This window comes from Bacteroidota bacterium, from assembly GCA_020402865.1.
GTDB lineage: Bacteria > Bacteroidota > Bacteroidia > Palsa-965 > Palsa-965.
In genome coordinates this window covers 5,001-31,032 of record JADBYT010000026.1, presented here as the reverse complement: position 1 = coordinate 31,032, position 26,032 = coordinate 5,001, and the positions used below count along the sequence as shown (strand labels likewise).

Genomic DNA, 26,032 nt, shown 5'->3' with positions numbered 1-26,032 from the left:
TGGTTTTAAAGCTGGTTGTTGCGCAGCAGACCGCTGCCCAGCAGTTTGTGTAACGCTTTGGTGCGCACGGCGCGCTGCATGAGTTGCTGGTGCCCGGCATGATGACAATCGCTGCCGAGAAAATCAACCATGTTTTTATCTATCAGATGCTCGGCTACTTTTTTTGCATCGGGCGAATAATGCCCGGTGAGCGAATTGATGTTCAGCTGAAGCAATACGCCTTTTTCTTTCATCTCCTCAAACACATCAAGCCGGCGGTACCAGAACGGATAACGTTCGGGATGAGCCAGTACCGGCTTATAACCGTTTGTAATGAACCGAAAAATCAAACTGTTTATATTCTGCGGCTCATTGAGGTACGATACTTCAAACAGCAGGTAATTGCCACCGAACGTAAGCAGTTTTTCCTGATCTAATTTTTTGTCGAGGTCAAAATCATCGTAATACTCTGCCGCGGCATCAATCTCCAGACTTAATCCATCTGCAGCCGCAGCCTTTCGCACATGCTCAAGTCCGCCAAGAATTATTTCGGGCGTATTGCGGAAAAAATCGCTCATGATGTGCGGCGTGGTAATTACTTTGCGGTAACCAAACTCCTGCATGCCGCGCAACATCTGAAGCGTATCTTCCATTGTTTTGGCTCCGTCATCAATACCCGGAATAAAGTGCGAATGCATGTCCACACCAACTATTGATAAATCGGCTGCAATTACCGGATCCGGTTTGCTGAATATGCGGCTGAAAAAGTTCATCGGCAAACGTTAAGGGTATGTGGATAAAGATAGGAGAAATGTTTGCGGTGAGTTTGAATAAATGATTTGTAAATTGTGAACATGAAGCCGGTTTTCGTCTGTTTACTTTGTATGGTTTCACTGGCCTTGCAGGCTCAGTTTAACTGGATAAAACAGGCCCTGCCTGTGCTGCCCCGCTCAGCGGTGTACCCGAACTGGGATGGCGTGGCCACAGCCGATGCCTGTGCGTTGCTTGTCAATGACACGTTTAAACTCTGGTATTCAGGGGCTGGCTGGCTTTCGCCCGGTGATACTGTGGTACATGTCCGAATCGGCTATGCCTGGTCGCTGGATGGTATAAGCTGGAATGAATTTGCAGCCAATCCGGTGCTCGACCGCAGCAGCAGCAACGTAAATGCGCCCGACCACTGGGGCGTGGAAACCGCCAATGTAATTTATGATACTGCCGCACCTCCCGCCGAACGATACCGCATGTGGTATGCCGGAAAACAGAACGACACATCGCTCAGTGCAGGGAATTACAAAATTTGCTACGCCACTTCACCCAACGGAATAAACTGGACAAAGTATGCCGGAAATCCCGTGCTCACCGCCGGAACAGCAAGCGACTGGAACAACCTGCTTATTTCAAACGTAAGTGTGCTGCGCGATGGGGATACACTCAAGCTCTGGTTCGCCTCACCCGATGGCTACCCAAACAATCAGCCTACCGACGGAAAGGGAAACATCGGTTACGCCACCTCTACCGATGGGATTAACTGGACAAAATATCCCAATCCTGTGCTGGTTGCGGGTGCAGGCTACAGCCCCGATTCGGCTGCCGTGGCCGAACCGTCAGTACTCAAAATCGGCAACCAATATTACATGTGGTATTCGATGATTAACAGCTGGACAATTGAAAATTTCACTACCGGTCTGGCTCATTCTACTGATGGCATTAACTGGATTAAATATGTGGGCAACCCTGTATTACCGCTTGGCGGTCCGGGCAGCTGGGATCGCTACTGGGCTGCACATCCGGGCGTAATGTACAATGCTCAAACCGGCGAGTTGTTCATGTATTACACCGGACGCGACAGCACCGTGTTTCCCAATCTCACCAATTACTCGTGGGATATTGGTCTTGCACGAAGTACATTTTATACCGGCTTTAGCCATCAGGCGTATTCCATCACACCACATACGCTAATTTACCCGGTTCCCGCAACCGATGTAATTTACATACGCTCAAACGAAACACTTTCTGCAATTACCCTCCGCGACATTTCAGGCCGTGTTGTAAACACAGCACGTATAAACGGAACAAACGCAACCGAACTCAGCCTGAACGCGCTTCCTCCGGGCCACTATGTGGCTACGATAACCTATTCATCGGGCTTGCAAACTAATCACAAATTCATTGTGCAATAAAAAAAGCGGAGACTTGCTCCGCTTTGTGTTATTTAAACTTATTCTTCAGCGCTTCCAGCTGATCCTGCCAGTCGTTGCCCTTGTCTTTTTTCTTCCCGGCAGGTGGAGGTGTTTGTTTGATTTGCGGTTTTGCGGGAGGTGATTTAGCTGCCGGCTTTTCGCCTTTCATTGACAGCGCAATACGTTTGCGTTTTTCATCAACCTCCACCACAGTCACCATCACTTTCTGACCGGCTTTCACCACACGGTTCGGATCGTCCACAAACGTATCTGCCAGCTGGCTGATGTGTACAAGCCCGTCCTGATGCACGCCAATATCTACAAACGCCCCGAAGTTGGTGACGTTGGTTACGATACCGGGCAGGCGCATACCTTCGCGCAGGTGTTTGATTTCGCTCACACCTTCTTCAAATTTGAACACTTCAAATTCTTTGCGCGGATCGCGGCCGGGTTTGTCAAGCTCGGCGATGATGTCGGTGAGAGTAGGAAGTCCTACGGTATCGCTTACATACTTTTTGAGCTCGATTTTTTTGCGCAGCTCTTTATCACCGAGCAAATCAGCAAGTTCGCAGCCGAGGTCTTTGGCCATTTGCTCTACAATGTGGTACGACTCAGGATGCACCGCCGAGCTGTCGAGCGGATGTTTGCCGCCGCGTATGCGTAAAAAGCCGGCTGCCTGCTCAAAAGCTTTTTCGCCGAGGCGCGGCACATCAAGCAGGTCTTTGCGTGAGCGGAACGGGCCGTTTTCATTGCGGTATTCCACAATATTTTTAGCCAGCGCCGAACCAATGCCCGATACGTAGGCCAGAAGCTGTTTGCTGGCGGTGTTAAGCTCTACGCCCACGCCGTTTACACAGCTTTCCACCACTTCGTCGAGTTTCTTCTTCAGCATGGGCTGATCCACATCGTGCTGATATTGCCCCACGCCAATTGACTTTGGATCAATCTTCACGAGTTCGGCCAGCGGATCGGCCAGACGGCGGCCAATAGACACGGCTCCGCGCACGGTAACGTCGTATGTGGGAAATTCTTCGCGGGCCACATCAGACGCCGAGTAAATGGATGCGCCGCTTTCGTTTACCATTACCACCGCAATTTCTTTGGGCAGTTCGGCAATGCTTCGCACAAACTCTTCGGTTTCGCGGCCGGCGGTGCCGTTGCCAATGGCAATGGCTTCGATATTATGTTTGGCCAGCATGCGGAAGAGTGTGTCTTCCGCTTCCTGTTTTTCGCGTTGCGACTGATGCGGGAAGATTACATCATTATCGAGCAGCTTGCCCTGCCGGTCGAGCGCCACTACTTTGCAGCCTGTGCGGAAGCCGGGGTCGATGGCAAGAATGGCTTTTTGCCCCAGCGGCGAGGCCAGCAGCAGTTCGCGCAGGTTTTGCGCAAACACTTCAATGGCTTTGATGTCGGCCGCTTCTTTGGTAAGCTGACGGAATTCGGTTTCGAGCGAGGGTTGAAGCAGGCGTTTGTATGAGCCGCTGATAGCCGCTTTTACATGATCGGCCGCTTTGTTGCGTGCTTTCACAAACAGCTTTTCAAGCAGTTCGATGGCGTGGTCGGCATCGGGCGCAATATCAAGCATGAGCACGCCTTCGTTTTCGCCGCGACGCATGGCCAGCATACGGTGCGAGGGGCACTGCATGAGTTTTTCATCCCACTCGAAATAGTCGCGGAATTTTTCGCCGGCTTCCTCTTTGCCTGCTACCACACGGCTTCGGACCAGTGCCTCCTCGCGGAAAAGTTTACGCAAACTTTCGCGCGCCGAAGCATCTTCGCTGAACATCTCGGCAAGAATATCACGTGCACCGTCCAGCGCCTCATCTGAGTCGTTCACCTCTTTTGAAGCATCAATATACTTTGCGGCTTCGGCATCCACATCAAAATTGGTTTGCTCAAGCAGCATCAGCGCCAGCGGCTCCAGCCCTTTTTCGCGGGCCACGGTAGCACGTGTTTTGCGCTTGGGCTTGTAAGGCAGATATAAATCTTCAAGCTGAAGCATGGTTTCTGCCGCTTCAATTTTGCCGCGAAGTTCATCAGTAAGTTTCCCCTGCCCTTCTATGGTTTCGAGAATAAATGCGCGGCGCTGTTCGGTACTGCGCAAAAGTGCAATACCATCGCGCACAGCCGCAATCTGCACTTCGTCGAGACTGCCCGTCATCTCCTTCCGGTAGCGCGAAACAAAAGGTACTGTGGCACCCTCATCAAGCAAGGTAACTGTGGCGCTTACCTGCCCCGGCTGCACACCCATCTGCGCAGCCAGCTTACGGATCAGCAGGCGGTCTAAAACTTCTGATGACATGTAAAATGAATATGGTTGAGCCGCAAAGGTAAGCGCCCGGAGCCCGCCGCCGCACAAGTAAAAATCAACACCGTGTGAATAAGTTTCTGTGCTGAAAATCAGGCCAGTTTCACCACAAAACTCACCTGAGCATCCAATGCAGCAAATACTTTCATAATCGTTTCCAGACGCACATCCTTCGTACTGTTTTCAATTTTCGAAATCTGTGCCTTTTGCACGCCCACCAGACGCCCGAGTTCTTCCTGTGTAAGATTGCGCTTTTTACGCGCATCGCGCACCGCCTGACCAAGCAGATCAAGACGAAGCTCGTATTCGAATACTTCACGACGCACAGTGCCCCGCTTACCAATATATTTATCGGTAATTGCTTCGAGGGTATGAGTTTTCAATTTTGCCATTTCAATGTATAGTTAATTCAAACTGTCATTCTTAGTTATTGTGCAGAATCTGTACGTGTTATTTATTCTTCTCAAAATAAACACGCATCCAGCGCACAGTCCTGTCTATTTCTCCACCGGGCACTTTCATTGTTTTCTTTACCATGCCGTGTGTAGCAATAACCACCGTATCTGTCCCGTTTCGCTTATCCCAGAAGGCAAACATCCGGTAGCAGGTTTGGTTATACAGTGTTCTGAACTCCCAGACTTCATCCGTTAGCTTTTTAAATAATTCCTGGTCGTTTGCATACTGCGCTTTTGTAATGTTGTAAATAATCTTTGCCCGCGCCTTCCTGTCCAAAGATTCCAAAAATGAGGCAGCTTCATCCAGAAACTCCACCCTGAACTTCCTTTTCTCCATAAAATTACAAGTTTCCCCATAAGGAAACAATTTTTTTTAAAAATTCAACACTCTTTCCTCAGCCCTTAAGGCCTAACCCAATAATTTACAATGGATTATTTTTTCGTCTCGCTGTGCATCTTTCGTCTTTGAGTAACCATCTTTTCAAGTGATAAACAAGTAAAAAATAAATTGTACGATTCAATTCAAGGCCGCGAAAGTATTTCAAATTTCATATCTGCTCCAATTTTAAGGCTGTTTACTTTTCAACAGACGTTCAGCCTTACACGTGCGGGTAGGGTGTATATTAATTCGGATGGTATGAGTAATTTGGCCGCACATGACATTATCCTTACATACAGAAACTGTTTTTTTACTTCTTGTAATTGCCGCCGGTTTACTCTCGGTACCTGTGCTCCTTTTAAACAAAAGCAATAAAGCAGCAAACCGTATTCTTGCCGCGGTGCAGCTGGTTGTGGCGGGCGGCCTGTTTCATAATCTCTTGCTGGCGGGTGGTGTGTATGATGCAAATCCGCAACTGTACTTCTTGCCCGTAAGTCTGCGTTTTGCAATCGGGCCGCTGCTTTGGTGGTATGTGCATAAACTTACCGGTGGCAAAAAGCTGTTCATTGCCTTTCATCTGCTGCCGGTTGCTTTCGTGTTTCTGTTCGAATGCTATGCTTTTTCGCTTGATGTGGAGGCCAAATGGCAGCTCTGGCAGAAAATTGAATGGTATTGGAATCAGGTGTATTTCTGGATTTATCAGTTACAGCTTACCGGCTACCTCATTTTATCGCTATTACAGCTGGTGCGTTGGAAAAAGCGGGTGGAAAACCAGTTTTCGGATACAGATAAGATTTCGCTTTCCGCATTACGCAAACTGTTAACCGGGGTTTTCCTGCTGTTGGTAGCCGGTGCCGGCTGGCGCATTGCGCAGCAAATTACCGGAATAAACAGTATTATTCTTCCTTCTGATCTTGTAAAGGGAATTATGTTGCTCGGTGTGTGCTGGTTCAGTATCAGACAAAACCAGATTTCGGTAATACACACACATGTGCAAACTGAAACGTTGCCGCAGCTTTTGGAAGATGAGCCGGGGTTGGTGGTGGATATGGATATTCCGGCTGCAGATAAAACCGAACCGCTGCGGGTCAATGAAGAACTGCTGGCCGGAATCATCAGCCTGATGGAAACCGAAAAACCGTTTCTCAATCCCGAATTATCACTTTATCAACTGGCGCGGCAACTTAACCAGCCGGCCAAACTGGTTTCTTCCACCATTAACCGTGGCACCGGGCAAACCTTTCAGGCATTTGTTAATGCATACCGGGTAAAAGAGGTAATGCGGCAAATCGAAAACGGGCAGCACAAACAACATACACTGCTGGCCATCGCGCTCGATGCCGGCTTCAATTCAAAGGCCACATTTAACCGTGTTTTCCGCGCGCAAACCGGAAAAACGCCGGGCGAATTCGTCTCAATTCATTCCTGATTATTCATTATCAGACAATTAGCCCAAAGCCTCAGATCCTGTTCTGAGGCGATTGCTGTTTGCGGGCATTGCACCTTTGCCACGGTCATTCACCCTAAATCAGCAACCGAAATGAAACTCATTTTCTCCTCCGCCCTGCTTTTTGCCTCACTGCTTTTTAATGCCTGCGGCGATAGTCTCCAACCAAAAACCACAGCCAAAAATCCCGGCATCGACACCACCGATACCGAACCAAACCGGCTCCTCCCCAAAAAACTTCGCGGCCTGCCGGTTGGCCTTATCGGCGGACATGATCCGAATCCCACGCCGGCGGTGTTCGAAAACGGCATGTATATCTGGAAACACAACACCTCCGTTACAGCCGTTGCAGGCGACCTCAAACTCATTGAGTATGGCAGCTATGTATATACCGATGAAGGCTGGTACCTGCGCATCACCATGACGCCCGACGAATTTGCCAAAACCTACAACTGCCCCGGTGCCATACTCAAAGCCGGCGTTACCTACATTGACCCGGCCAGCTGGCGCCGGCAGGAAGTGTTAACCGGCGGCGATGCCTTGTGGTTCTACATTGCCGAAGATCAAAACGGCAAACGTTACAAGGGCACCGCACTTATCGAAACCGAAGCCACACTTGCACCCGCCGGGGCAAACGACACTGCCGCGAGCTCTTTCGATCCCGCCAAAAGCACCGCCATCTGGACCGGCTACGGCGAAGTGGGCGACTACAGCCTCACGGGCAGCTTACCTGTAAAAAGCGGCTGGTGCAGCTTCAACGGCAACCTGCCCGTAAAAGGCGAACTCGTGATGAATATGCAGGCAATGAATCACTCCAACACCGACCTGCTCAGCCACCTCAAAAGCCCCGACTTTTTCAATACCGGAAAATTTCCCGAAGCCCGCTTCGTACTCAGCCAATCTGAAGCATTAAACAATGATTCCTGCCGGCTTAGCGGAAACCTCACGCTCTGCGGAAATACACAGCCGATTACATTTAATGCCCGCGTAATGAACTATCCGGGGCTTACCCAACTACTCGCCGTAGTTATCATAGACCGTACCAGATGGGGTGTGAAATACAATTCATCCTCCTTCTTCAGCGGCCTCGGCGACCAGGCCATTAAAAACGAAATGAAAATTCAGTTTATACTTTCGGCCAGCTCGAAATAACCAAAATAAAAAGCGACAACAGGAATTCACCTGTTGTCGCTTTTCATGTAGTACGAAACGTTTAACGCTTTACATACTGCTGCTCATAGTAATTCATGTAATCGCCCGAGGTCACATTTTGCAACCAATCGTGATTGGCAAGATACCAGTCAACCGTTTTATCGAGGCCTTCTTCAAACGTTACGCTGGGCACCCAGCCAAGTTCGTCTTTCAGTTTCGACGCGTCAATAGCATATCGCATATCATGCCCGGCACGGTCTTTTACAAACGTAATCAGACTGGCCGATTCGCCTTCTTTGCGGTTGAGTTTCTTATCAAGCAAACTGCAAAGCAAACGTATCAGATCAATATTCTTCCACTCATTGTGGCCGCCAATGTTGTAGGTTTCGCCCAGTTTACCTTTGTGCAGAATTACGTCAATGGCGCGGGCATGATCTTCAACCCAAAGCCAGTCGCGCACATTTTCGCCGGTGCCGTAAACCGGAATGGGCCGGCGGTTTACAATATTGTGAATGGCAAGCGGAATGAGTTTTTCGGGGAAATGATGTGAGCCGTAATTGTTGGAGCAATTTGAAAGCACCACCGGAAGCTGATAGGTATCGTGATAAGCACGCACGAAATGATCGGAGCTTGCTTTGGATGCCGAATAAGGACTGTGCGGGTCGTAGCGGGTTTCTTCGGTAAACATACCGGTATCGCCAAGCGAGCCGTACACCTCATCGGTAGAAACATGATAGAACCGGCGGCCTTCGTAATTGCCCTGCCAGTGATGTTTGGCCGCATTCAGCAAATTAACCGTACCTACCACATTGGTCATTACAAACTCAATGGGGTTTGAGATTGACCGGTCCACATGCGACTCAGCCGCAAGGTGAACCACAAAACTGAAATCGTACTTGGCAAATAATTCCTGCACAAAAGCACCGTCAACAATATCGCCACGCACAAAGGTGTAGTTTGTGCGGCCTTCCACATCTTTCAGGTTGGCAAGGTTTCCGGCATAAGTGAGTTTATCCAGATTTACAATATGATAATCAGGATAGGCATTCGCCAGCCTTCTAACTACATGCGACCCGATAAATCCGGCTCCTCCGGTAACAAGTACGTTTTTCATTTCCGTGACTTATTTTTTGTTACAAGCTCCAGTAATTGAGTTTGCGGATTTTCCCGCGCAGCATACCTTTCACATCTACCACAACCCCTTTGGGCGAAAGCAGTGATGCAAAATACTTTTCATCAAGGTTTTTATACTCCTTATGACTTACTGCCAGAATAACGCCATCGTAGCCTTTGCCGGTTTTGTTCAGTCCGAAACCGTATTCATGTTTCAATTCTTCACTATCGGCATGAGGATCGGCCACATGTACGGTTACCCCAAACGATTTAAGCTCTTTTACAATATCAGCCACTTTCGAATTGCGGATGTCGCTCACGTCTTCCTTAAACGTGGCGCCCATTACAAGCACTTTCGACTTTGAAATATTTTTACCGGCTGCAATAATTTTTTTAACCGTGTTCTTGGCCACATAGTAACCCATCGAGTCGTTTACATATCGTCCCGAATTAATTACACGGGCATGATAGCCCAGCGCTTCCGCTTTGTATGTGAGGTAGTAAGGATCCACTCCTATACAATGCCCGCCCACAAGCCCGGGCGAAAATTTCAGAAAGTTCCACTTGGTGCCGGCGGCTTCAAGTACATCATACGTATTAATCCCCATACGCCCGAAAATAATCGAGAGCTCATTCATCAGTGCAATATTCACGTCGCGCTGGGTGTTCTCAATAATCTTGGCGGCCTCAGCAGCTTTGATACTGGGAGCACGGTGTGTACCCGGCTCTACAATAATTTCGTAAACCTTTGCAATATTATCAAGGCTTTCCTTGTCACAACCCGATACCACTTTAAGAATTTTGGTAATGGTATGCTCTTTATCGCCCGGATTAATACGCTCAGGCGAGTAACCCACTTTGAAATCCGTTTTGAATTTCAGCTTCGATTCACGTTCAAGAATCGGAATACAGTCTTCCTCAGTACATCCTGGATAAACCGTGGACTCATACACTACATAATCACCTTTCTTGAGCACTTTACCAACCGTGTTTGAAGCTCCGATGAGCGGCTTGAGGTCGGGAAGATTGTGTTCGTCAATAGGCGTGGGCACAGCAATGATAAAAAACTGTGCTTCCCGCAGTTTATCGGGCGAGGCAGTAAACTCTATGTCACAGCCTTTGAAATCTTCTTTGGCAAGTTCATTGCTGGGATCAACGCCCTTCTTCATCATCGCCACACGTGAGGCGTTAATGTCGAAGCCGATCACTTTTACCTTACGCGCAAAAGCAAGGGCAATGGGAAGGCCCACATAACCAAGACCAATTACGGCTACTTTGGCTTTTTTATTCAGAATATCGTTATAAATGCTCATGGTGTTGCTCATTAAAATCAGGATTTACGGTCGGTCCCGCGCAGGGCATAAATGCGTTCTATCATATCTACCACTTTAAGGCCTTCGAGTGCATTGGTAGTAATAGACGTTTTCCCGCGAAGCGCATCAACCACATTCTGAATTACGTAATGGTGGTTGTTGGCAGAGCCCTTGTATGACCCGTAGTCGTTGGCCGGATTGGTGGGCGCGAGTTCGGGCAATGTATAGCCATCAATATGGCAGTATTCTACTTTATCCATATACTGACCGCCTACTTTTACACTGCCTTTGCTGCCTACCACAGTAATACTGCTTTCGAGGTTGGTGTCCCAAACCGCAGTAGAAAAGTTGATGCAGCCCATACCGCCGTTTACGAAACGGAAACTTACAAAACCCGAATCTTCAAACTCGGTAAGCCCGGCATGATTGAAATCGGCAAAGCGGGCCTGTATATTGTCGATATCGCCGAAAAGCCAGTAGAGCAAATCAATCCAATGCGAGAACTGTGTAAACAGGGTGCCGCCGTCAAGATCCTGCTTGCCTTTCCATGAGCCGGCTTTGTAATAGCGGGCATCGCGGTTCCAGTAGCAGTTTAGCTGCACCATATACACATCACCAATAATCTTGTTTTCCACCACGTCTTTCATCCACACGGATGGTGGCGAATACCGGTTTTGCATCACGCAGAAAACCTGTTTATGCTTGTCGAGCGCAGTGTGAATGATCTGCTCACAGTCGCGGCGCGACAGCGCCATTGGTTTTTCCACCACTACATGGCGGCCGGCCGAAAGTGCTTTGAGTGCATGTGAGGAATGCAAACCATTGGGTGTACACACGTTCACAACTTCCACATCGGGATGTGCGGCAAGCAAATCGTCTATCGACTGATAGCAGGGTTCTTCAATGCCGGCAAGCCCCAGTTGTTCTTTCGGCATTACATCGCACACGGCCACCAGGCGGGTATCAGGATTTCGGCGCACCATTTCGGCATGGCGTTTTCCGATATGCCCCTGGCCTACTACGGCAAATTTTATTGGTTCACTCATAAGGCTTTTCCCAGTTTGCGCACGGCGCCGTTTTCGAGTTTGTACGGTTCATCGCTTTCCGGACAAACAGCAATCCCCTCGGTGTTAAATTCAAGGCGGTGGCCATATTCGCTCATCCAGCCCATTTGCCGTGCAGGGTTACCCACTACCAGCGCATAAGCCGGAACAGTTTTGGTAACTACCGCACCTGCGCCGATAAAAGCAAACTCGCCGATATCATGGCCGCACACAATCGTGGCATTAGCCCCGATACTGGCGCCGCGCCCCACGTGGGTTTTCGAATACTGTCCGCGGCGGTTAACTGCACTGCGCGGATTAACCACATTGGTGAAAACGCACGAAGGGCCCAAAAACACATCATCATCACAGCTTACACCCGTGTAAATGGAAACGTTGTTCTGCACTTTCACATTCCGCCCCAGAATTACTTCAGGCGAAATCACCACGTTCTGTCCGATGTTGCAGTTTTCGCCCAGCACACAGCCGGGCATAAGATGCGAGAAATGCCAGATTTTGGATCCCTTGCCAATTACACAACCTTCATCAATAACGGCTGTGGGGTGGGCATACCATTCTTTTTCCATAGTTTACCAAAGAGGTTCAAAGATAGGCGTTTTCAGCACAAAAGAATGCTATTTAACCGCCATAAATCCAGCTCAGTGCTTTGTCCTTTTCAGTAAAAAAACGACTCGGGTTCACCGGCCTGAAAAAACGGATGTAAAAATTAGCCAGCTGCATATGTGGTTTGCTTTTTACCAATATCGCCATTTTACCCACGTATTGGCTGTATTCATTGGGCTCGGCCCAGTAGCGCAACACCTTATTGGGCACCCTGAACAACGAAACATCCTGTATATCAAACAACACATCAAAAACGCATTCTCCCAGATACTCAACAGACATCTGATTATGTGCCTTAATAATATCCAGCGTAAGCTCCGCATCAAGCACCACTTTTACATGCAACAGCCGGTTTTCATAGCAGGTTACATTAGCCATCAGCGATGAATAACTACCCTTCACAACAAATGCGTGCTCATTGTAAATCAGTTCCTGCATAGTTCAGTCAAATTGCACAGATTTTCGGAGCCTGCCAATGGCATCACTTTCATTTTCACAAACCGTGAAAATACTACATCCAGACGCCTTTGCAGCTGTCCTTACCAAGATTATCACTTCCGATGAAACAGCTTTCTCAAAGCAAAGAAAATCATCGATTTTGAGATCAGCTATATTCTCAAGATAACGCAAATCAAGTATTGCCGGATAATTTACCCCGTTCAGCTTTCCGTTTAATATGCGGCAATGCCTTACAATGGCTTCTTTATCCGGCTGCTCATCCAGTATTCTGACCATTAGTATGCCACCGGTTACACTGACTTCGGCCATATCTGTATAAAATGTGGGTATATCCTTAGCTTGTTGATTTCGCCTCATTGCCTACCCTTATCAAATTCAATTCCTTTTCCTGCGGTTTTCAATACAGTTCGATTGCTGACAATTATCAATCGACCAGCGCAAAGAACGCACCGACTATTGAAAGAGTAGGGTCCGGTTTTCAAGCCAGTCAAATGCAGAAATCGTGTCTGAAAAAACCCTGATCGGCACGGGAGTAATGCTCCGTAAAAGAACCCCGCTCAACAATTGACGGGTGATTCGGCTTTGGCTTACCACAGCTACTCCACGGGTAAATTGTTGCAACGCAAGCTGGTGAATCAGATTCTGAACCACCACATTATCAATGGTCAGAAAAAGTGTATCGCCCGTTTCGATCAGCAGTCCGGAATAAGCCGGCCTTACCCGCTCCGACACTTCCCGCCCCAAAAATTCGGCAAAATCCGGTGTTAGTTCTTCGTCGAAATTCAACACAATCCCTAGTGTACCTGCCGAATGCTCTTTTGTCTGAATGTCAATGCTTTTCATTGTAACCTTAGGTATCATGGGGGACATTTTATGGCGCAAAAGTATAACCGCAACTCCCCGGTGAGCGTATTATTTCGATTAGCTAACAAAAACCACCGATAAAATTTTCACTGGGAACGCCGGGACGACATTCAGACCGGAAACAAGCTGCAAAAAAGGGACTGAAGAAAATTGGAGGAAAGATTAGAGGTTCAGTAACCATTGACGGGCATTTGCTTCATCGGTAAAAACACGCGTGGCCACTGAAGGCCTGTAAATGCGAATGTAAAAAGTAGCTATTTGCTGAAAAAGTTTGGAATTTACCAATAAAGCAACCCCTTTCTGTAGCTCAAGAAACGGATCTTCTGTGGCGTTTTCTTTCATTACCGTTTGCGGAATTTTCAGCACCGAAATCTGCCTGACATCAAATAACACACCTAGTTTTTCGCCTGCAGCGATAACGTGACGGGTGCGCTCGAAAATAATCTGTTTATGTTCGAGCAGCATTTCTCTGGTGAGTTCACCCTCAAATTTCACCTGAACATGTAACAATCCGTTCTCTTCTGTCTTTACATCAGCAAAAACAGCTCGAAAAACAGCATGCCCGGAATTAGTCATTGGTAATGGGAGATTTTTATTTTCATACAAAGATGATGAAAACAAGAACATCAACCCAACTGAAATACCTTGAAAAATTAATTACATGCAGAATTACAAACTCGTCAACCAATCAATGGCGGTTTCTTCGTCACGGAAAACCTTAGTAATTACAGTAGGCCTGTACATCAGGTTGTACATTGCAAAAAGTTGTTTCACCACACGATTATTGACAATCACTGCCATACCGGTCTGAAATTTCGAAAATTCATTATCCGACTGATAAGCCAGTACTTCCGGTTTTATTCTGTAAAGTGAAACATCCCGTGTATCGAGCAACACACCACAACGAAGATCAGGGCCTAAAAACTCGAACACCTGCGCCTTGTAACGCTTGAGCATGTCTAAGGTGATTTCATCGTCCACCAGAAGTTTTACCCGAAGAATATTATTCTCGTGCAGTGTCACTTCGGCCATTTCGGTAAGAAGTACTCTGCTCACTTTTTATCAAATTGCCGGTGATCTTTTTTGTAAAGTTCGTCGTGGCTGAGACCTTTAAAATAGGCATACGTGCGGCGCAAGCCTTCTGCACGGTCCACTTTGGGTTCCCAGCCAAGCAGGTTGCGGGCACGTGTAATATCGGGCTGGCGTTGTTTCGGATCATCCTGAGGTAGCGGATGATAGACTACTTTTTGTGAAGTCCCGGTGAGTTTAATGATCTCTTCGGCAAAGTCGCTGATGGTTATTTCCTGCGGATTGCCCACGTTAACCGGTTCGGCACAATCGCTCATCAGCAGGCGGTAAATACCTTCTACCAGATCATCCACATAGCAAAACGAGCGGGTTTGCGTACCGTCGCCAAAAATGGTAAGGTCTTCGCCGCGCAGCGCCTGTCCGATAAACGCCGGCAATACACGTCCGTCGTTTAAACGCATACGGGGCCCGTAAGTATTGAAAATACGGACAATGCGTGTTTCCAAGCCGTGATAGGTGTGATAAGCCATTGTCATGGCTTCCATAAATCGCTTGGCTTCATCATATACCCCGCGCGGGCCAATCGGGTTTACATTGCCCCAGTAATCTTCGGTTTGCGGATGCACCATCGGATCGCCATAAACCTCAGAAGTAGAAGCCACCAGAATTCGCGCTTTCTTCACCCGCGCAAGACCAAGCAGGTTATGTGTGCCCAGCGAGCTTACTTTGAGCGTTTGAATTGGTATTTTCAGATAGTCGATCGGGCTTGCGGGAGAAGCAAAGTGTAATATGTAATCGAGCTCACCGGGGACATGTACAAACTTTGAAACATCGTGATGATAAAATTCAAATTGTTCAAGATGAAACAAATGTTCGATGTTTTTCAGATCGCCGGTAATGAGGTTGTCCATGCCAATTACATGACACCCTTCGGCAATGAAACGGTCGCAGAGGTGCGAACCCAGAAAACCGGCGGCACCGGTAATTAATACACGTTTGCGGTGAGTGCTCATACGTAATGCTTAGTTGAGTACAACGGCGCGGCCGATGCTGGCGTAATAAAATCCGTTTTCTTCCATCTGATCAAGTCCGTAAAGATTACGGCCATCAAAAATGGCAGCATTTTTCAGCAGTCCTTTCATGCGTGCAAAATCGGGTGTGCGAAACAGGCTCCACTCGGTGCAGATAACCAATGCATCAGCGCCCTGCAGCACGGCATATTCATCCATACCGAATTCAATTTTGCCGTTCAGCTGTTTGCTTACATTATCCATTGCCTCCGGATCATAAGCAGCAACTGAAGCGCCGGCTTTGAGCAACTCGTCAATTATGTACAGCGCCGGAGCTTCGCGTATATCATCTGTATCCGGCTTAAACGCCAGGCCCCAGATGGCAATTTTCTTCCCGCTAAGGTTACCATCGAAATAACGGTTGAGCTTGGGCAGAATAATTGTTTTTTGCTTTTCGTTAATGCTCATTACAGCTTCCAGAATGCGCATTTCCTGATTTACTTCAGAAGCTGAGCGGGCAAGCGCCTGCACATCTTTCGGAAAACAGCTTCCGCCGTAACCAATGCCGGGAAACAAAAAGCGTTTACCGATGCGATCGTCAGAGCCAATACCAATGCGCACCTTATCCACATCAGCGCCAACACGCTCACAGAGGTTGGCTATTTCGTTCATGAATGTAATCTTGGTGGCCAGAAATGCATTGGCAGCATACTTGGTAAGCTCAGCCGATTTTTCGTCCATGAAAATAATCGGATTGCCCTGACGCACGTATGGCTTGTAAAGCTCTTCCATGAGTTTGCGGGCACGCTCACTGCTGGTACCAATCACCACACGATCCGGTTTCAGGAAATCATCTACTGCAAATCCCTCACGAAGAAATTCGGGATTCGAAACCACGTCAAAATCGGTTTTACAGTTTTCGGCAATGGCGGCGTGTACTTTTTCGGCCGTACCTACAGGCACAGTGCTTTTATCCACCACAATTTTGTATTCCTTCATCAGATTACCCAGCTGTTTTGCCACGCCCAATACGTAGGAAAGATCAGCAGACCCGTCTTCACCCGGAGGGGTGGGCAGCGCCAGAAAAATAATCTGCGCTTTTTCAATAGCCTGCTCCAGGTTAGTGGTAAACTGCAACCGGTTTTGTTTGATGTTACGTTCGAAAAGCACATCAAGGTGCGGCTCGTAAATGGGAATGATACCGTTGCGCATCTTCTCCACCTTAGCGGCATCAATGTCCACGCAGATTACATGATTTCCGGTTTCGGCCAGACAAGTGCCGGTAACCAGACCGACATAGCCGGTGCCTACTACTGCAATATTCATATCGTTCTGTAAAAGGAGTGTCAGTTATCGGTTCACAAACTCAAGCACACTGTCGGTAATAAACTGCAGTGTGGTTTCGTCGAGTTCGGTATGAATGGGGAGGGATACTACCGAAGCGCAAAGTTGTTCGGTAACCGGAAAATCACCTTCGCGGTAACGCTCATCGCGGTATGCTTTCTGCAAATGCAGCGGCACCGGATAGTAAATCATGGTAGGAATACCGCGCTCAGCCATAAAATCGCGGAAAGCCTGACGATCTGTGCCTTTCAGCTGAAGCGTATATTGGTGAAATACATGATCGCTGTGCTTAACACGGGCCGGAATGGTGAGTTTAGGATGATTGCCCAGGTGCGAATCATACCACGCTGCTGCGCGGTTACGTGCGGCAGCATAGTTATCGAGATGACGAAGCTTGATACGCAATATGGCTGCCTGAATACTGTCGAGACGCGAGTTTACACCAATTGAATCGTGGTAATACTGCACGCTCTGGCCGTGATTGGCAATCATGCGCATTTTATCGGCCAGCTCGTCGCTGTGGGTATAAATGGCGCCGCCGTCGCCGTAGCAGCCTAAGTTTTTTGAAGGGAAAAACGATGTACAGCCAATTGTACCAATGGTGCCGGCTTTGGCTTTACGCCCGTCACTGAATGTATAATCTGAACCAATGGCCTGAGCAGTATCTTCAATTACAAAGAGGTTGTGCTTTTCGGCCAGTTTCATTATGCGTTCCATATCGGCACACTGACCAAAGAGGTGCACGGGTACAATGGCTTTGGTTTTGGGTGTAATGGCACGCTCAATGGCTTCCACGTCAATATCCATCGTGCCGGGATATACATCAACCAGTACCGGCGTTAAGCCAAGCAGGGCAATTACTTCGGCAGTGGCTACGTAGGTGAAGTTGGCAGTAATTACCTCATCGCCCGGCTTGAGGCCAAGCGCCATCATGGCAATTTGCAAGGCATCGGTACCATTGGCGCAGGGAATTACGTGCTTTACACCGAGATAGGCTTCCAGTTCGGCCTTAAACTCTTTTACCTCAGGCCCGTTGATGTAAGCCGAAGAACGGATAACACCGAGAACTGCAGCATCAATTTCTGCCTGTATATGTTCATACTGGCCGAGCAAATCGACCATTTGTATTTTTTTCGTTGCCTGTTGCATAATGCCGGTAGCAATAACGTGAACGATGATTTACCTTTCCGCCATTATTTCAACTGCGGAAAACGGCACGAAGATAGGCATTTTCGCCCGCCCGCAGGTGCTTACTTCCCTTTCAGGATGCGTTTTTGCATATCTTTACAAACAATGATCCGACACCTGCTTTTAACGCTTATGGCACTAACCGCTTTTTCAGCGGCACAGGCCCAGCAAAATGTTAAAGACTCCACAGTAAGCTGTGTTGGCTTCGGCTTTTCGTATGCCGCACAAATGCCCGGAGGTGATCTTGCCCTGCGTTTTGGCAATAATTCCAGTGCAGGTGCATCGTTCTGGGGCAAAACAAAAAAAAACTACTGGTTCGGGATGCAATGGGGCTATATGTTCGGACAAAACCTTAGAGAAACCGGCATCCTCGACAGTATTGCCACCAGCGACGGACTGGTAATAAATAAAGAAGGAAAATACTCCGATGTGCAGCTTTACCAGCGCGGATTTACTCTCAGCATTTCTGCAGGTAAAATTTTCCCGAAAGCTTTTGGTCTTAATAAAAACTCAGGCCTCATGCTTACCGGCGGTGTAGGCTATATCCAGCATCGCATACGCATCATCGACAACGGCAGCCTTACGCCTCCGCTCAGCGACCAATACCTGAAAGGCTATGATCGTCTTACCGGCGGGTTTCTTACGCAGGAATTTCTGGGCTACTGGTTTCAGGGGCGTAAGAAGCGGGTTAACTTTTTTGCTGGCATTGAATGTATGCAAGGCTTCACACGCAGCATGCGTTCGTGGGATTATGATCTGATGCGGCCCGATACGCAGCAGCGGGTTGACCTGCTCTGGGGCATACGTGTGGGCTGGAACATTCCAATTTACCGCCGCCCGGCACGCGATTACTACTACTACTGATTTCTTTATGCGGGCACTGTACACGCTTAGCATTCTGCTTTACCGCGCAGCCATTGGCATTGCCGCATGGTTTGTACCCAAAGCCCGCCTCTGGGTAAACGGCCGCCGCAACTGGCAACAGCAACTTGCCGCCAAACTCGCAGGCAGCGATGAGCCGGTAATCTGGATGCATTGCGCTTCGCTTGGTGAGTTTGAGCAGGGCCGCCCCATTCTCGAAGCACTGCGCCGCGAAAAGCCCGGCCACCGGCTGTTACTCACTTTTTTCTCCCCCTCCGGATTCGAAGTAAGAAAAAACTATACCGGGGCCGACATCATCTGTTACCTTCCCGCCGATACGCCTGCCAATGCCCGGAAATTTGCAGAGCTGGTAAAACCACAAGCGGCCATTTTCATCAAATACGAATTCTGGCTCAATCACCTCAATGAATTGCGCGCACGCCAGGTGCCACACATTCTTGTAGCTGGCATTTTCAGGCCTTCGCAGGCGTTTTTTAAGCCCTGGGGCGGCATTTTCAGAGAGGCGCTGCAGGGATATACACACGTTTTTGTGCAGGATGAACAATCGGAAAAACTGCTGCGTGGAATTGGCATTACACACCTCAGTCGCGGTGGCGATCCGCGATTCGACCGGGTGGCTGATATTGCCGCTCAATCGCGCAGCATCCCGGTAGCCGAAGCCTTTGCGGCAAATGCCAGCGTGTTTGTGGCCGGCAGCACCTGGCCTGCCGATGAACAGTTGCTCATCCCGGCACTGGCACCATACTTACTCTCAAAATGGAAACTCCTCATCGCCCCGCACGAACTGGGCGAAACACATTTGCAGCAAATCGAAAAACTGCTTGCTCAGGAAAAACTCCCCCCTGCTTCCATCATCCGCTTTTCAGCAGCCACGCCTCAAACAGCAACCTCAGCAACCGTTCTTATTGTTGATAATATCGGCATGCTGTCAGCACTATACGGCTTTGGTCAAGCCGCCTACATTGGCGGCGGTTTTGGCAAAAGCATTCACAATACCCTCGAAGCCGCGGTGTGGAATGTGCCCGTAATTTTTGGCCCAAGACATCAGAAATTTAACGAAGCATTAGGGCTGCTTAGCTGTGGTGGCGGCTTTGCCGTGAATGATGAAAACTCGCTGAAGCAAATATTAGCCGAAATTCTCTCCGATACCGGATTTTCTTCTCAGGCCGGAAAAAAAGCCGGGCATTACGTCCAGCAACATAAAGGCGCTACACAACTCGCTCTTTCTCAACTACAAAAAATGGTATAGCCTGAATTTTATCCCTGTTCGTTCAGCAAGAAAATACCGGTTGCAGATAACACGTTCCGAGCCCCCCTCCTTTTCAATTACAATTTCAAATTCAATTCCCTCATCTTTCAGGTAAAACTACCTGAAAGAAAAAGTGTATTTTTTTAGTTCTTTATCGTCTGTTTTAAACACAATAACCCAATTATGTCACATTCCAATCCCAACCAGAGTATTACACGCGAAGTACGTTTCAGACAACCACAGACGCTGCGCGCATCAGCTCCCGGCGCTGCCAATAAATTCCTGATTGCCGGGCAGGGTGTGCTTATCTTCAAATTTAAAACACCAGTAACACCAGGCTTTTCTACCGAACTATCTTTCAGTAATACCGATAACACCGAAGGATTACGACTCATTCTAAATATCGGCTTTATCAAACTGCTGCGCTACAAAGCACAAAACACACAGGTTTTATTCGAAACAGCCAAAGGACTAACTACAGATAAAAACGCATTCTGGTGGGTAAGTCTTGATGCAAACAATCATTGTTACCGCTTTGGAGTAGGTGAGGCCCGGCTCGAAACGATGATGTTCGAATATTTTTTCCCGTCCAAAGACACCGGCGCATTTCTTCAAAGCCTTTCCGACTACAATTTCAATCCGGCATTCATACAACCGTTGCGCCTGCTCCGCGATCCGGTTCAGCAAAATGTACCGCTAAAGGTAAAAGGCATGGATGAGCTGACCATGAAAGATATCGCTACGTCGGCATTTATGCCCAAAGCAAATCTGAACAGCATCGGACAGAAGTTGTATGAAAATGTGGCTGGGGAAAAATTTATTCTAAATGATGAAGAATTCCCTGATTTTGCAGAAGCCATTGAATACAACATTGCCACCCCCGGCTGCTGGTGTTATGAAACACTGAAAGATAAAAGCGATAAAAAGCCGGCCGGACTTTCCAAACAAATCTATCTCCGCATCACACTTGGTCAGAACGGCGGTGAGTCGCCTGGAATTCCCTATGTAATGGAAGTGTGGCCTCCCGGCAGTTTCAGCAGCATACACAACCATGCCGGCGCTAACGCGTTGATCAGAGTACTTCATGGCGAAATAAAAGTACATCTCTACGCCTATCTCGGTGCAGCAAAAACCTACAACCCCGAAGGTGCTGTTTTTCGCAAAGACGATATCACCTGGATTAGTCCCACTCTAAATCAGTTTCACCAACTCATTAATCCTAACCCCCAGGGCCCAACCTGTATAACCATACAATGTTATATGTATGATGCAGACGACACCGGGCATTACGGATTCTTTGACTACATCGGTGCCGAAGAGAAAATCGAAAGCTATACGCCCGGTTCAGACTGCGACTTTATGCAATTCAGGGAGATAATTAGAGAACAATGGCTAAACAGAAAAATTGTGTGAAATACAAAAAACGTCCGGCAGAATTTTACCGGACGTTTTTTTTGGATAATGATTTTTGAAAATCTGTATCAGTGAATAAATACTAATATTTTAATCGTTAAACACCCACGAAATCCCAAAGCGCAATGCCAGATCATTGTGTGGATATAACGGCGCGATATAGTATTTACGGCCAAATAAACCAGCATTCACATGATCAGCTTTAATGAACACACGAACCGGTTTTATACGAATACTTAGCCACGGATCGAAATAAAGATAATTACCAATTTCCTGGCTGTCTTGCAGGTAAAACTGCGCCAGATTGGGATTGTAGGCCTGAGCTAAATAGCCGGAAAACCATTCGGCATCAATACCTGCCTGCATTTGCAGTGCCCGTTTAAACAGCCTGAAATCGAAATAAAACGACTGACGCACCACAAACTCCGGCAGTCTGATTACTGCTGCTTCAGGCAAATTATTCCACGTAATCGAGCCACGCATATGAAACGCGTTCAGGTTCAACAAATGTGAAAGCGACACCTGCAATGCCTGAATCGAACCGTTGAGCTGAGTCGGCATACTGTTACTGTTAAAATACACCGGACGGCTGTAACTGAACAGATCGGCAGCAAGCTGTACCCACGAGAAGTTTTTTGTACCATACATAGCCGAGAGGCCGGCTCGAAGTACACCTTCCTTCACAAATTCATTTTTCCAGCGGTAATGATTACCCGAAAAATGCCGCGTCAAAAAAACGGGTAAAGTTTGCGACACATCTGCCGAAGCCTGAAGCACCCATTTTTTCCATAAAATAGTCCGATCTGCTGCAGTCACTGAAAACTTAAAGTCGCCGGCGTTCTCTCCGGCCAAACCATACCAGCCTCCAGCTTCTATCATTCGCAGCATAGATGACTTTTTATCTGCAATCCGCGCTACAGCCTCCAGAAATACATTCTGAAAATCATGCCGGATAGTGTCGTTTCGCAGCCTCCCTATTTCATGCCGGAGTCCTGCCGAACCCGATATAGGAAAAATAGTTTGCTTCCAGGCAGGAAAAAGCTCAATTGCAATTGCATTACTCAACCGCCACAAACCGGTTGAATCAAGCGTTTGAGCACTATCGCGAAAAACAGCATCAAAATATGCAGTATCAGAAGTTCCCGAAGAAAACCACCACGACTCATCACTGAAACGAAGTGTATGCGTAAATGCTGTCCGCGGTCTGATTCTATATTTAATTTTTACCGTATCACGTTCATCAAGGCTGTCGCCACGAAAAACCAGTGTATCCACAACTTTTCCAAAAGCAAAATACTGCTTCACTCGTCCACTTCTTTCTCGCTGCCTTGTTTCTGAATCAAACAAGTTCACAGCCACCAGCTTTCGATCGAGCTGCTGCGTATTTTCAAACGAAGAAACTGACCGAATTCCTCCGTTCTCCTGGGCATCGTGACCTGTCCAGTAAAAATCAGCCGTCAAAGCATACCTGTTTGCCGGCGACCAATACCAACCATTTAGTCTGACGCTTGTGTTGTTTGTGGCCTGCCTGTTATAAAATCCCTCAGCCCGTTGACGTAAAAAACCAAAAGTGATGTTACAATTAGGGCCAAAGTTGTGAGCGTGAAGTACTTCCGTTTCACTTGCCCTTCGCTGCCCTACTACGTAACGGATTAATGTATAAGGCTTTACCGAGGTATAATATGCACGGTTAAAGTTAAAGTACCCGAAATACGAAAAACTGCTGTTGCGGCTTCTGAATGCTTCAAACGGCACGCCCGGAAGTTGAAGTAATAGAGAAGGTGCTCCTAAGTTACCCAGAGTCAGATGCCGGAATCCTGTAAACTGAAAATTATCAAGTTTTATTTTGATTGGGGTAAGTTCAGGAATTACGCCCCCCGCCACAAACATTTCTTCGCGAAAACGAAAATGCTTGGTTGAATCCACAGGGATCGAAATTGTGTCTTTTTTCGGTACGCGATTATTTACAGGAGTTTGAGCAAACGCCGAAACGGAACAGAAAAAAGCTATCCCGAAAATGAAAAGATGAAATAGCAGTCGGGATCGGGAGATATTCATAGTATGAAGAGCAAAAATAGGCAATAGCAATTGTAACGGAAAGACGTAAAAACAGAAAAAGGTATAAAACAAGAAACCCCGGTCAAATGACCGGGGTTTCTATCTAAAACTGGCAGCGACATACTCTCCCACCTTGTAGGGCAGTACCATCTGCGCAATCGGGCTTAACTTCTCTGTTCGATATGGGAAGAGGTGATCACCGATGCTATAGCCACCATGAATCTTTACAATTCTATAAAAAACATATTGGAAGAAAATACACCAAAAGTGGGCACCAAAGAAAGCCGATCGAGCAATTAGTACTACTCGGCTTTGACATTACTGCCTTTACACCTGTAGCCTATCAACGTCATAGTCTTTAACGGCTCTTCAGGGAGATCTCATCTTGAGGCGAGCTTCGCACTTATATGCTTTCAGCGCTTATCTCAACCAAACGTAGCTACCCTGCGCTGCACCTAGGCGGCACAACAGGTACACTAGAGGTTTGTCCGACTCGGTCCTCTCGTACTAGAGTCAGGCCCTCTCAAATCTCCAACGCCCACTACAGATAGGGACCGAACTGTCTCACGACGTTCTGAACCCAGCTCGCGTGCCACTTTAATCGGCGAACAGCCGAACCCTTGGGACCTTCTCCAGCCCCAGGATGTGACGAACCGACATCGAGGTGCCAAACCTTACCGTCGATATGAGCTCTTGGGTAAGATCAGCCTGTTATCCCCGGAGTACCTTTTATCCTTTGAGCGATGGCCCTTCCATGCAGAACCACCGGATCACTTTAGCCAGCTTTCGCTCCTGCTCGACGTGTTTGTCTCACAGTCAAGCACCCTTTTACTAATGCGCTCTGCGTACGATTACCAACCGTACTGAGGGTACCTTTGCGAGCCTCCGTTACTTTTTAGGAGGCGACCACCCCAGTCAAACTACCCACCATGCAATGTCCCCGCTTTTGGCGGGTTAGGTTCTAAGCAACAAAAGGTTGGTATTTCAACGATGACTCCACAACACCTGGCGATGCTGCTTCATAGTCTCCCAACTATCCTACACATTTGTTGCTCAAAATCAATGCAAAGTTGTAGTGAAGGTTCACGGGGTCTTTCCGTCCCGTGGCGGGTAACCGGCATCTTCACCGATACTACAATTTCACCGGGCTCGTGGAGGAGACAGTGTTCAACTCATTAGACCATTCGTGCAGGTCGGAACTTACCCGACAAGGAATTTCGCTACCTTAGGACCGTTATAGTTACGGCCGCCGTTTACTGGGGCTTCAGTCAGGAGCTTTGGCTTGCGCCGAACACCCTTCCTTAACCTTCCAGCACCGGGCAGGTTTCAGGCTCTATACGTCAACTTACGTTTTTGCAGGGCCCTGTGTTTTTGTTAAACAGTTGGTTGAACCAATTTACTGAGACCGTCAGAGACGGTACGCTTTATCCCGAAGTTACAGCGTCAATTTGCCTAGTTCCTTCTCCACGGCTCACCCGAGCGCGTTAGAATACTCATCCCGTCTACCTGTGTCGGATTCCGGTACTGGCTGCTATACTCGCTTTTCTTGGCAGGGATTTTATGATTTCGCTTTGTCCGAAGACTCCACTCAGGCGCACATCCGTCTGTACGCAACCACCACGTCCCTGCGTCACTTTTAATGTATAGCAGGTGAAGGAATATTAACCTTCTTTCCATCAGATACCCCTTTCGGGTTTTCCTAAGGACCAGACTAACCCTGATCCGATTAACGTTGATCAGGAAACCTTAGACTTTTCGCGTTAAAGTTTTTCACTTTAATTATCGTTACTTATGCCTACATTTTCTTTTCAAATCGCTCCAGCATGGCTCGCGCCACACCTTCGATGCAGATTTGAATGCTCCCCTACCACACTCTGCCAAAGGCAGAGGTTTAGAACTTCGGTTCATAGTTTGATGCCCGATTATTTTCCGTGCAGGATCTCTCGACCAGTGAGCTGTTACGCACTCTTTAAATGAATGGCTGCTTCCAAGCCAACATCCTGGCTGTTATAGAAATCCCACCTCGTTTGATCAACTTAACTATGTATTAGGGACCTTAGTTGCTAATCTGGGTTATTTCCCTCTCGGCCACGGACCTTAGCGCCCGCAGCCTCACTCCCGGAGATATATGATAGCATTCGGAGTTTGTCAGGGTTTGGTAGGCGGTGAAGCCCCCTAGCCCAATCAGTAGCTCTACCTCTATCATACTTCTATATCCGAGGCTGTTCCTAAAAACATTTCGGGGAGAACGAGCTATCTCTCAGTTTGATTGGCCTTTCACCCCTATCCACAGGTCATCCCAAGACTTTTCAACGTCAACGGGTTCGGTCCTCCATTCTGTGTTACCAGAACTTCAACCTGCCCATGGATAGATCACAAAGTTTCGCGTCTACCCCGACTGACTAATCGCCCTATTTGGACTCGCTTTCGCTTCGGCTCCGTTAAATAAGAACTTAACCTCGCCAGTCAGGAGTAACTCGTAGGCTCATTATGCAAAAGGCACGCCGTCATCCGCCAAAGGCGGACTCCGACCGCTT

23 protein-coding genes and 2 rRNA genes (1 of these 25 running past the window's edge) are annotated in these 26,032 nt (G+C 47.9%); 6 read left to right on the top strand and 19 right to left on the bottom strand.

All coding sequences use genetic code 11. The annotated features are described in order from the left end of the window. Nucleotides 1-5: 5 nt before the first annotated feature. On the bottom strand, nucleotides 6-752 hold the full coding sequence (locus tag IM638_16210) for a capsular biosynthesis protein (GenBank protein ID MCA6364578.1): 747 nt from the start codon (nucleotides 750-752) through the stop codon (nucleotides 6-8). A gap of 81 nt (nucleotides 753-833) precedes the next feature. Between IM638_16210 and IM638_16205 the strand changes: the two genes are divergently transcribed. Then, nucleotides 834-2,162: a T9SS type A sorting domain-containing protein gene (locus tag IM638_16205; GenBank protein MCA6364577.1), complete on the top strand. Its 1,329-nt coding sequence runs from the start codon at nucleotides 834-836 to the stop codon at nucleotides 2,160-2,162. 28 nt (nucleotides 2,163-2,190) lie between these two features. Here the strand turns inward: IM638_16205 and IM638_16200 are convergent, their stop codons facing one another. The 3 genes from IM638_16200 to IM638_16190 all read right to left on the bottom strand — a co-directional run bounded on the left by IM638_16200 (nucleotide 2,191) and on the right by IM638_16190 (nucleotide 5,265). After that, nucleotides 2,191-4,467 (bottom strand): RNA-binding transcriptional accessory protein, encoded by a 2,277-nt coding sequence (locus IM638_16200; protein ID MCA6364576.1) that lies wholly within the window; start codon nucleotides 4,465-4,467, stop codon nucleotides 2,191-2,193. 98 nt (nucleotides 4,468-4,565) lie between these two features. Then, entirely contained in the window at nucleotides 4,566-4,856 is a 291-nt protein-coding gene (locus IM638_16195) for a helix-turn-helix transcriptional regulator (GenBank protein ID MCA6364575.1), read from the bottom strand. A gap of 67 nt (nucleotides 4,857-4,923) precedes the next feature. Next, nucleotides 4,924-5,265, bottom strand: a complete 342-nt coding sequence (locus IM638_16190; GenBank protein ID MCA6364574.1) for a type II toxin-antitoxin system RelE/ParE family toxin — start codon at nucleotides 5,263-5,265, stop codon at nucleotides 4,924-4,926. A gap of 319 nt (nucleotides 5,266-5,584) precedes the next feature. Between IM638_16190 and IM638_16185 the strand changes: the two genes are divergently transcribed. After that, nucleotides 5,585-6,736 carry an AraC family transcriptional regulator gene (locus IM638_16185; protein MCA6364573.1) on the top strand — a complete coding sequence of 384 codons (1,152 nt, stop codon included), beginning with the start codon at nucleotides 5,585-5,587 and terminating at the stop codon, nucleotides 6,734-6,736. 111 nt (nucleotides 6,737-6,847) lie between these two features. Then, nucleotides 6,848-7,906 (top strand): YceI family protein, encoded by a 1,059-nt coding sequence (locus IM638_16180; GenBank protein MCA6364572.1) that lies wholly within the window; start codon nucleotides 6,848-6,850, stop codon nucleotides 7,904-7,906. Nucleotides 7,907-7,967: 61 nt separating this feature from the next. Here the strand turns inward: IM638_16180 and rfbB are convergent, their stop codons facing one another. The 12 genes from rfbB to IM638_16120 all read right to left on the bottom strand — a co-directional run bounded on the left by rfbB (nucleotide 7,968) and on the right by IM638_16120 (nucleotide 17,833). After that, nucleotides 7,968-9,020, bottom strand: coding sequence for a dTDP-glucose 4,6-dehydratase (gene rfbB / locus IM638_16175; protein MCA6364571.1), 1,053 nt, complete (start codon nucleotides 9,018-9,020; stop codon nucleotides 7,968-7,970). Nucleotides 9,021-9,039: 19 nt separating this feature from the next. Next, nucleotides 9,040-10,326, bottom strand: a complete 1,287-nt coding sequence (locus tag IM638_16170; GenBank protein MCA6364570.1) for a nucleotide sugar dehydrogenase — start codon at nucleotides 10,324-10,326, stop codon at nucleotides 9,040-9,042. A 23-nt stretch (nucleotides 10,327-10,349) separates the two neighbouring features. Beyond that, nucleotides 10,350-11,378, bottom strand: a complete 1,029-nt coding sequence (locus tag IM638_16165; protein ID MCA6364569.1) for a Gfo/Idh/MocA family oxidoreductase — start codon at nucleotides 11,376-11,378, stop codon at nucleotides 10,350-10,352. Beyond that, on the bottom strand, nucleotides 11,375-11,962 hold the full coding sequence (locus IM638_16160; protein ID MCA6364568.1) for an N-acetyltransferase: 588 nt from the start codon (nucleotides 11,960-11,962) through the stop codon (nucleotides 11,375-11,377). Before IM638_16160 ends, IM638_16165 begins: the two co-directional genes overlap by 4 nt. A gap of 52 nt (nucleotides 11,963-12,014) precedes the next feature. Further along, nucleotides 12,015-12,437 (bottom strand): hypothetical protein, encoded by a 423-nt coding sequence (locus IM638_16155; protein ID MCA6364567.1) that lies wholly within the window; start codon nucleotides 12,435-12,437, stop codon nucleotides 12,015-12,017. A gap of 3 nt (nucleotides 12,438-12,440) precedes the next feature. Then, nucleotides 12,441-12,767 carry a hypothetical protein gene (locus tag IM638_16150; protein ID MCA6364566.1) on the bottom strand — a complete coding sequence of 109 codons (327 nt, stop codon included), beginning with the start codon at nucleotides 12,765-12,767 and terminating at the stop codon, nucleotides 12,441-12,443. 144 nt (nucleotides 12,768-12,911) lie between these two features. Then, entirely contained in the window at nucleotides 12,912-13,301 is a 390-nt protein-coding gene (locus IM638_16145; protein MCA6364565.1) for a hypothetical protein, read from the bottom strand. Between the two features lie 183 nt (nucleotides 13,302-13,484). Next, nucleotides 13,485-13,898 carry an STAS/SEC14 domain-containing protein gene (locus IM638_16140; GenBank protein MCA6364564.1) on the bottom strand — a complete coding sequence of 138 codons (414 nt, stop codon included), beginning with the start codon at nucleotides 13,896-13,898 and terminating at the stop codon, nucleotides 13,485-13,487. 93 nt (nucleotides 13,899-13,991) lie between these two features. Then, the gene (locus tag IM638_16135; protein MCA6364563.1) at nucleotides 13,992-14,378 is read right to left on the bottom strand and encodes a hypothetical protein; all 387 of its coding nucleotides are present in this window, start codon (nucleotides 14,376-14,378) and stop codon (nucleotides 13,992-13,994) included. Next, nucleotides 14,375-15,364, bottom strand: a complete 990-nt coding sequence (locus IM638_16130) for an SDR family oxidoreductase (protein ID MCA6364562.1) — start codon at nucleotides 15,362-15,364, stop codon at nucleotides 14,375-14,377. Before IM638_16130 ends, IM638_16135 begins: the two co-directional genes overlap by 4 nt. Nucleotides 15,365-15,373: 9 nt before the next feature. Beyond that, nucleotides 15,374-16,687 carry a UDP-glucose/GDP-mannose dehydrogenase family protein gene (locus tag IM638_16125; GenBank protein ID MCA6364561.1) on the bottom strand — a complete coding sequence of 438 codons (1,314 nt, stop codon included), beginning with the start codon at nucleotides 16,685-16,687 and terminating at the stop codon, nucleotides 15,374-15,376. A 24-nt stretch (nucleotides 16,688-16,711) separates the two neighbouring features. Next, nucleotides 16,712-17,833, bottom strand: a complete 1,122-nt coding sequence (locus tag IM638_16120; protein MCA6364560.1) for a DegT/DnrJ/EryC1/StrS family aminotransferase — start codon at nucleotides 17,831-17,833, stop codon at nucleotides 16,712-16,714. Between the two features lie 165 nt (nucleotides 17,834-17,998). On the opposite strand from IM638_16120, the gene IM638_16115 reads away from it, so the two are divergent. The 3 genes from IM638_16115 to IM638_16105 all read left to right on the top strand — a co-directional run bounded on the left by IM638_16115 (nucleotide 17,999) and on the right by IM638_16105 (nucleotide 21,437). Then, a complete protein-coding gene (locus tag IM638_16115; GenBank protein MCA6364559.1) occupies nucleotides 17,999-18,757 on the top strand; it encodes a hypothetical protein in 759 nt (252 codons plus the stop codon). Nucleotides 18,758-18,764: 7 nt separating this feature from the next. After that, nucleotides 18,765-20,024: a 3-deoxy-D-manno-octulosonic acid transferase gene (locus tag IM638_16110; protein ID MCA6364558.1), complete on the top strand. Its 1,260-nt coding sequence runs from the start codon at nucleotides 18,765-18,767 to the stop codon at nucleotides 20,022-20,024. Between the two features lie 183 nt (nucleotides 20,025-20,207). Beyond that, a complete protein-coding gene (locus IM638_16105) occupies nucleotides 20,208-21,437 on the top strand; it encodes a cysteine dioxygenase family protein (protein ID MCA6364557.1) in 1,230 nt (409 codons plus the stop codon). Between the two features lie 90 nt (nucleotides 21,438-21,527). On the opposite strand, the gene IM638_16100 is transcribed toward IM638_16105, so the two are convergent. The 3 genes from IM638_16100 to IM638_16090 form a co-directional block, all read right to left on the bottom strand. Beyond that, entirely contained in the window at nucleotides 21,528-23,363 is a 1,836-nt protein-coding gene (locus IM638_16100) for a hypothetical protein (GenBank protein ID MCA6364556.1), read from the bottom strand. Between the two features lie 239 nt (nucleotides 23,364-23,602). Continuing rightward, nucleotides 23,603-23,714: ribosomal RNA gene (rrf, locus tag IM638_16095) — 5S ribosomal RNA — on the bottom strand. Nucleotides 23,715-23,770: 56 nt separating this feature from the next. After that, nucleotides 23,771-26,032: ribosomal RNA gene (locus IM638_16090) — 23S ribosomal RNA — on the bottom strand; it runs 554 nt beyond the window's last position.